This is a genomic window from Negativicoccus succinicivorans, from assembly GCF_018373335.1.
GTDB classification, from domain to species: domain Bacteria; phylum Bacillota; class Negativicutes; order Veillonellales; family Negativicoccaceae; genus Negativicoccus; species Negativicoccus succinicivorans_A.
In genome coordinates, this window is the sequence record NZ_JAHAHH010000071.1 from 1 (window position 1) to 6,717 (window position 6,717).

Annotated in this window: 7 protein-coding genes and 1 other annotated feature; of the genes, 4 read left to right on the forward strand and 3 right to left on the reverse strand. The window is 55.0% G+C overall.

Annotation, left to right across the window (positions count from 1 at the left end; translation table 11 throughout):
- Positions 1 to 887 (reverse strand): hypothetical protein (locus KH813_RS05610; protein WP_303994337.1); only part of this gene is annotated, 887 nt, incomplete at its 3' end.
- 227 nt (positions 888 to 1,114) lie between these two features.
- Between KH813_RS05610 and KH813_RS05615 the strand changes: the two genes are divergently transcribed.
- The gene (locus KH813_RS05615) at positions 1,115 to 1,315 is read left to right on the forward strand and encodes a twin-arginine translocase TatA/TatE family subunit (protein WP_303994339.1); all 201 of its coding nucleotides are present in this window, start codon (positions 1,115 to 1,117) and stop codon (positions 1,313 to 1,315) included.
- Complete coding sequence (gene tatC / locus KH813_RS05620) at positions 1,312 to 2,040, forward strand: twin-arginine translocase subunit TatC (protein WP_303994341.1); 729 nt, start codon at positions 1,312 to 1,314, stop codon at positions 2,038 to 2,040. Before KH813_RS05615 ends, tatC begins: the two co-directional genes overlap by 4 nt.
- A gap of 27 nt (positions 2,041 to 2,067) precedes the next feature.
- On the opposite strand, the gene KH813_RS05625 is transcribed toward tatC, so the two are convergent.
- A complete protein-coding gene (locus tag KH813_RS05625) occupies positions 2,068 to 2,634 on the reverse strand; it encodes an ECF transporter S component (protein ID WP_303994343.1) in 567 nt (188 codons plus the stop codon).
- 78 nt (positions 2,635 to 2,712) lie between these two features.
- Complete coding sequence (locus KH813_RS05630; RefSeq protein WP_303994345.1) at positions 2,713 to 4,092, reverse strand: sodium:solute symporter; 1,380 nt, start codon at positions 4,090 to 4,092, stop codon at positions 2,713 to 2,715.
- A 161-nt stretch (positions 4,093 to 4,253) separates the two neighbouring features.
- Positions 4,254 to 4,504 (forward strand) — a binding site (T-box leader).
- Between the two features lie 61 nt (positions 4,505 to 4,565).
- On the opposite strand from KH813_RS05630, the gene KH813_RS05635 reads away from it, so the two are divergent.
- Positions 4,566 to 5,963: an energy-coupling factor ABC transporter ATP-binding protein gene (locus tag KH813_RS05635; RefSeq protein WP_303994347.1), complete on the forward strand. Its 1,398-nt coding sequence runs from the start codon at positions 4,566 to 4,568 to the stop codon at positions 5,961 to 5,963.
- On the forward strand, positions 5,957 to 6,688 hold the full coding sequence (locus tag KH813_RS05640; protein ID WP_303994349.1) for an energy-coupling factor ABC transporter ATP-binding protein: 732 nt from the start codon (positions 5,957 to 5,959) through the stop codon (positions 6,686 to 6,688). Before KH813_RS05635 ends, KH813_RS05640 begins: the two co-directional genes overlap by 7 nt.
- Positions 6,689 to 6,717: the final 29 nt, after the last annotated feature.

The following is a 6,717-nucleotide window of genomic DNA, read 5'->3' on the forward strand; positions in this document are numbered from 1 at the left end:
CCGGTTTTATTCAACAAACCGTACGCGAAGGGATCTTTACCGGCGATCATCGCGGCGGCTTTCAGCCAGCCGGCGACGGATTCATTGCCTTTCGCCGAGTTCGGCGCTTCATGCGCGCAAGCCTGGGCGACAACGAAATCCGCAGGGAAACCGCGGTAAATAATTTCCGCGATGGAGAAAATATGGTGGGAGCCGGTGCCCGCGATCGTATATTCCTGCAGCGAACTGCCATTTTTCTGCCAGGCGAAAACGAACGGCTTCGCGATATCGTGCAGAAGTTCCGCGCCGAGTGCGATGTCGCGATTGACATTGTACATGAAAACATCCCGGTACGTATTGCAGACGGCTTCCGTGATGTGCATGTTGGCGTTGACGTGCGTGGCTAAGCCGCCCGGATACGGATGGTGACTGCCGTAGCCGCTGCCCGGCGCCGTGCGAAATTCCTGAATTTTGCCGTCGGAAACGGGGAAGAAATGCGCCTCATCGGTTTTTGCGGTATCGACCAGGCCTCGATTGGCCAGTTGCGTGTAGATGCGATGACGCGCCGCCGGTGAACTGTATTCCTGCAAGAAACGCAGCGACGGATTTTGGATGAGGTCGGTGACTTCGCGACGCAATCCCGCGTCACGAATTTTTTCCGCATAACCCAGGATCGAACGGTAGCAGTCGTTGATCAGCGGCGCCTGTTGGCCGCATGCGATGGCGTTTTGCGGAATCGCGTCGTACATGACCGGCTTCAGCTGACGCGATTTTGTTTCCAGTTCGCGCGCTAACGCGAAAGACGGCATGGAGAGCATGGCGGCGCCCAACGCGGAGCCGGCGGCCAATTTCAAAAAGCCGCGGCGCGACATGGTCGCGGGCGTTGCGTGCATTTCTTCGGTAGACATAGTAATTCCTCCTTTGTTACCCTGTATGGATTCGTCCATGGATAAAGGTAATATAAAGGAGGTTTATTTATAATTCGTTTAGGTTTCGGTAAAAACACGCAAAATTACAAAAATCGCTCTTTGAAACTGAATTTTACAAATTTTAAAAGATTTTTTCACCGTAAAACGATATTGCTTCTGTATCCTCAAAAGGAAACCAAGTACCGTCAATCAAAGGAGGGTTTACTATGTTTGGCTTGGGCATTCCTGAACTTATTTTAATTTTGGTGATCGGCCTGGTGTTGTTCGGACCGGGTAAACTGCCGGAAATCGGCAAGGCGATGGGCAAAAGCATGCACGAATTTAAAGACGCGATCAACGGCAACGATACGACCGCAGAAGCGCAGAAAGACGTTACCGTCGTTTCGCCGTTACCGCCGAAAGAATGAAAAGCGCGACCTCCGCGGCCTGCTTCGCCGACCCGCAGGAGATGACGCTGATCGATCATCTCGGGGAGTTGCGACGGCGGCTGATCCGCGCCATTCTGGCGGCCGTGGTCGGCATGGCGGTGAGCGGCTGTTTCATCGATTTCATTGTGGCGTTCATCACGGCGCCCGCGGGCCAACTGTATTATCTGCGACCGGCGGAAGCATTTTTTATTTATGTTAAAGTGGCGCTGGTGGCGGGCATTGTCTTTGCCGCGCCGGTGTTATTTTATGAATTCTGGGCGTTTTTGGTGCCGGCGTTTACGCAAAAAGAACACGCGATTCTGGCGCTGTTGGTGCCCGGTTCGCTGCTGCTTTTTTTAGCGGGAACGGCGTTCGGCTTTTTTGTTGTCTTGCCGCAAGGATTGCACTTTTTTCTTTCCTTCGGCGACAGCACGGTGCAGCCGCTGATCTCCATGGAAAGTTATTTGGATTTCGCGTTGATGCTGATCCTGCCGTTCGGGTTCGTGTTTAATTTGCCGCTGGTTCTTTTGGCGCTGGCCGAAATGGATGTGGTGTCGTCCGCCTGGCTCAAAGCGCAACGCCGTTTTGTCATCTTGCTGGCGTTTATCGCGGCGGCGATTATTACACCGACGACCGATCTGGTTTCGCAAACGCTGCTGGCCATTCCCATTTTGCTTTTATACGAAATCAGTCGACTGATCATTCGCTACGGTTTACACAAATAAAAAAATCCTCGCTCAAGCGAGGATTTTTTATTGTCGCGGCATGGTTCGCAAGCGGCGGTAAATCGGCAGGGCAAGGAGTGTGATCAAGCCGCCTTTAATGAGATTGAAGGGTACGATCACCCACCACATGAAATCCCAGACGGTGATAAGTCGGGAACCGGCGCGCGCGGACATGGCCAAAAGTTGCGCGGTCGAAATACCGAACGCGGATTGATAAAGCGGCAGCAGCAACGTAAAGTTGAGAAATACGGCGACGCCGGCAATGGCGCAGATGGCCGCCGCGTACGCGACCCATCCCCAACGACGCAGCAACGCGACGACAGTGATGTAGGTAAGCGCTAACGAGGCGTTGGCGATTTCACCGATCCCGAAAGTGGATGACACGGGCAGATGCAATAAATTTTTTAAGATGGCGATGGCGGCGCCGGCGGGCCAGCCGAATAAAAGCGCGCCGACGACGACAGGCACATCGCTGATATCAAGCGTTAAAAAAGCGGGCATCAGCGGCAGTGGAAATTGCCACATCATTAATACGGCGGCAATCGCGGCGAGCAGACTGACGCGCGCGAACCAACGGAGATTGTGTTTTTTCATAATGAACAACCGTTTCTGAACATGTAACCGAATTCAAATTGATTTTATTATAGCATTTCGACGGTACAATCCGGCTATTTAATGACGATCAATGCGCCGCCAAATGGTTTCCACGAGCAGCCAGCAGGCGGATGCGCCGATGCCCACGTAGAGGGGATTGAGCGTGAAGGTATCGTTACCGATGGAAAGCACGGCGATCAAAGTGGAGAAAAGAATATTCGCCGTCGTGCTTTTTTCCGAGGTCGGTCCTTTGGCGTAAATGGCGAGCAGAAAGGGTAGAAAAACGCCCGCGCCGCGCAGCGAAAAGGAAAGGAAATTCCAGTAGAGAATTTGGGAATGGTACCGGTATAACGAAACCGCGAAGGCGGCGAGCACAAGCATAATCAGCGCCGCCTGCAAAATGAAAAGCAACCGCTTTTGTCCCTTTACGCCGAAGCCCGACTCGAAGATATCGACGGCGATCGAGGTGGCGGCGCCTAACGAAAGTCCGGCGATCGAGCCGATGATGGAAAGCAAAATCGCGCCGATCCCCAACCCCGCCAAAAGCGCGGGCAAGTGCATCCGCATGAACATCGGCAACGCGGTGACGGCGTCGATCGAGGGCGTCATAAAATGAGTATGAATGCCGATTAAAATCAGCGGCAAACCGACCGGCATGCAAAGCGCCGCCGCCAGGTAACTGCCGCGCGCCGCGGTTTCGGCGTCACGCGCGCTGTACAACGCCTGCGCATACGATTGCGTCACGGCGACGCCGATAATGACGGAAAGACAATTCGTCGCAAACATGCGCCAGTCGCTGCTGCCTTGCGGCCAAAGCCAGTCGGCGTGCCACACTGTGGCCGCGGGAAGTTGCGCCAAGCCGCGCCAGGCGTAAACGCCCGCGATGATCAGCGTGGTGTAGAGCAACACCGTTTTGACGATGCCGGACACCGCCGTGCCGCGAATGCCGCCGGCCAAAACATACAACACGACAATGACGAGCAGCAATACAGTGCCCGTCAGTTCCGAGACGGGAAATAAAATTTGCATGAAATGAATGCCGGCCAAGCCGCTCGCGACGAGCGAAAAGAAAATTCCCAAGACGGACACGATGGAAGTCGCCACGCCCGCCATTTTGCCGTAGCGCGCCGCCATATATTCGGCGATGGTTTTTAAGCCGCTTGCGCGCAACGGTCCGGCGTATACTTTACCCAACAGAATAAAGCCGAGCGTCGAGCCGAAAGTAAACCACCAAGCGGAAAAACCGGCGCTTACGGCGCCTTGCGCGGTGCCGACGGTGGCCGAGCCGCCGACGATCGTGCCGACGAGCGCGCCGGCGACAAGCCACGGACCGGACGCGCGGCCGCCCACGCTGAAATTTTCTAAGGATGATTTTTGCGCGGTCGCAAAAATCGCGATAAAGACGGCGGCAAAGGCCAGAAAAATTCCGCCCCAATGCCACACGGTAAATGAACTCACATTGCCTCCCATATACCACAGACAATCCATTCTTTTTTATTATAACATCGGGAAACCGTGCTCATGTGGATTCGTTGTGATAGTCATGATGCACGTTAAAAATATTTTGGAGAAAAATTGACACTGCTATTTTTTTGTGCTATTCTACCTGTAATTAAATGAAATCATCGATGAACGGGAAGAGTACCGTCGTAACAAACGCTAAAGCGAGCCGGTGACAGTGGAAGATCGGCGCGGGAGGACGACGCGAATGGGCCCGGGAGATACGACCCGATCCGCTGCGCGGGGTAGGCGTCGACGGCACCTTCGGCCGCTATCCCGAAGCGCGTATCGCAAATCGCCGTACGTAGTAAGCCGGACTGATAACAGTCAAGCGGGGTGGCACCGCGGAAGGATACCTTTCGTCCCCATATCATTTGGATATGGATGTGGACGGGAGGCTTTTTTATTGTCCGCATCGGAAAGGAGATAATATGCAAACACAAACATTGGTATTTCAAAAAACACGCGGCGGGCAATTTCGTTGGTTGACCGTTTCGACTTTGTTGCTTTCCATCGGGACGATTTTACATATCGCGTCTCCCTCCATCGCGGGGTTCACGCCGAATTGGATGATCGCGACGTATTGCGTGGCGATTTTACTGACGAAACCGACGTATCGTCAATGTTTCGGCATCGGCATGGTGGCGGCCTGCATCGAAATTCTGACTTCGAAATCGGGCTTTCCCTACGGCAACCTGATCAGCGAACCGTTAGGTGCGATGACGGCCGCGTGTTTCGCGCACATGATTTTGCCGCACGTTCGGCAAAAAAGCATCCTGAGCGCGCTCTGCGGCGGCGTCGCCACATTGATCAGCGGTTTCGTTTTCGTATCGCTGATGACATACATGCTCGGGATTGCGACCAATGTATATTTGTATGCGATGCTCCCGGCGGTCGGTTTGGTCGCGGTCATTAACGGCGTTATCACGCCGGTTCTGTACGCGCCGGCGCAACGTTTGCTGCATGCTTCTTTGACGACGCAAGCGGAAGTCACTACCGTGTCGCACGCGGGACTTACTCTACGGCCGCAACAGGACGCGGCGTTTTCCATCGAACATTTGAGTTATCGCTATCCGCAGGCAACAGCGGACGCGTTGCACGATATTAATTTGACCGTTGAGCGCGGCGACTTCCTGGTGTTGGCGGGCGCGGCGGGAGCCGGTAAAACGACGCTGATGTCCGCGCTCTGCGGAGCGGTTCCGCATTACTACGGCGGCGTCATGCGCGGCATGGTTTTCGTGGAAGATATGGCGATCACGCAGCACAGTATCGCGGAGATCGCGACCAAAGTCGGCACGATTTTACCGGATTATGATGCGCAGTTGGTGACGTTGACCGTCGCCGAAGAAATGGAATTCGCATTGGAAAATCGCGGTTACGCTGCCGAAGAAATTGCGCGCCGCAGCGCGGAGGCCTTGGCGAAAGTCGGGCTGAGCGGCTTGGAGGAACGCAACGTGGCGACGCTTTCCGGCGGTCAGCGTCAGCGCCTGGTCATCGCGTCGGTGCTCGCGACGGAGCCGAAAATATTGGTCATCGATGAGCCGACCTCGGCGCTCGATCCGGAAGGCACGCAAGCGTTTTACCAATTGCTCGGCACGCTGAATCGGCGAGACGGTCTGACCGTTGTCGTTACCGAGTCGCAGTTGGCGGAAGTCGCGCCGTACGCCAAGCGCGCCGCGCTGCTGGACGAAGGACGTTTGGTCATGGTGGGCGCGTTCGATGAAGTGGTCGGCCGCATGCAGGCGGACGCCACGTTCCGTGATTTGTTGCCCGATCGGTATCAGGAAGCGACGGCATCGGCAGTCGTCGCGGGGAGGGCGACATGCTGAAAACGGAGCATCTGTGTTTTGCGTACGCTGACGGTCACGAAGTGATTCATGATCTTTCGCTGGCGTTTGCGGCCGATGAAATCACCGCTTTAGTCGGCAAAAACGGTAGCGGTAAAACGACATTGACACGACTTTTGATGGGACTGGAACGGCCGACCTCCGGACGCATCGAGCTGAACGGTCGGGAACTGACGAGATTATCCGCAAGTGAACGCAGTCATGTTTTGGGATATGTATTTCAACAGGCGGATCGACAACTTTTTTGCACCACGGTGTACGATGAAATCGCATTCGGCCCGCTCGAGCAGGGACGCGACAAGGCAGAGACTCGCGCGAAAGCGGAGGCGGCGCTGAAATTATGCGGACTGGAAGAAGAACGTGACGCATACCCGCCGCTTCTTTCGCGGGCGAAAAAGCAACGTGTCGCATTGGCCTCGGCAGTGGCGCTCGGCGCGGAATTTCTCATCCTTGATGAACCGACGAGCGGCATTTCGCCGGCGGATATCCGCCAGCTGATGCAAATTTTAACAAAATTGACGGCAGCGGGATTGGGAATTATTTTAGTCACGCACGCGCCCGATGTGGTACAACGGTACGCGCAACGCGTCGTGATGCTGGCCGACGGTCGCGTCGTTTATAACGGCGAGCCGCAAAAATTTTTAGCAAGCATGTACCGCGACGGGCGGGACGTTTCCCATCATACCGATGACGGAGGTGCAAAATGACGCGCTTGGTTCCTTTAACAAAAATTTTC

What these genes read in the sequence shown, in the direction of transcription:
- KH813_RS05615 (WP_303994339.1), top strand. Translation starts at nt 1,115, where the DNA reads ATGTTTGGCTTGGGCATTCCTGAACTTATTTTAATTTTGGTGATCGGC.
- tatC (WP_303994341.1), top strand. Translation starts at nt 1,312, where the DNA reads ATGAAAAGCGCGACCTCCGCGGCCTGCTTCGCCGACCCGCAGGAGATG.
- KH813_RS05625 (WP_303994343.1), bottom strand. Translation starts at nt 2,634, where the DNA reads ATGAAAAAACACAATCTCCGTTGGTTCGCGCGCGTCAGTCTGCTCGCC.
- KH813_RS05635 (WP_303994347.1), top strand. Translation starts at nt 4,566, where the DNA reads ATGCAAACACAAACATTGGTATTTCAAAAAACACGCGGCGGGCAATTT.
- KH813_RS05640 (WP_303994349.1), top strand. Translation starts at nt 5,957, where the DNA reads ATGCTGAAAACGGAGCATCTGTGTTTTGCGTACGCTGACGGTCACGAA.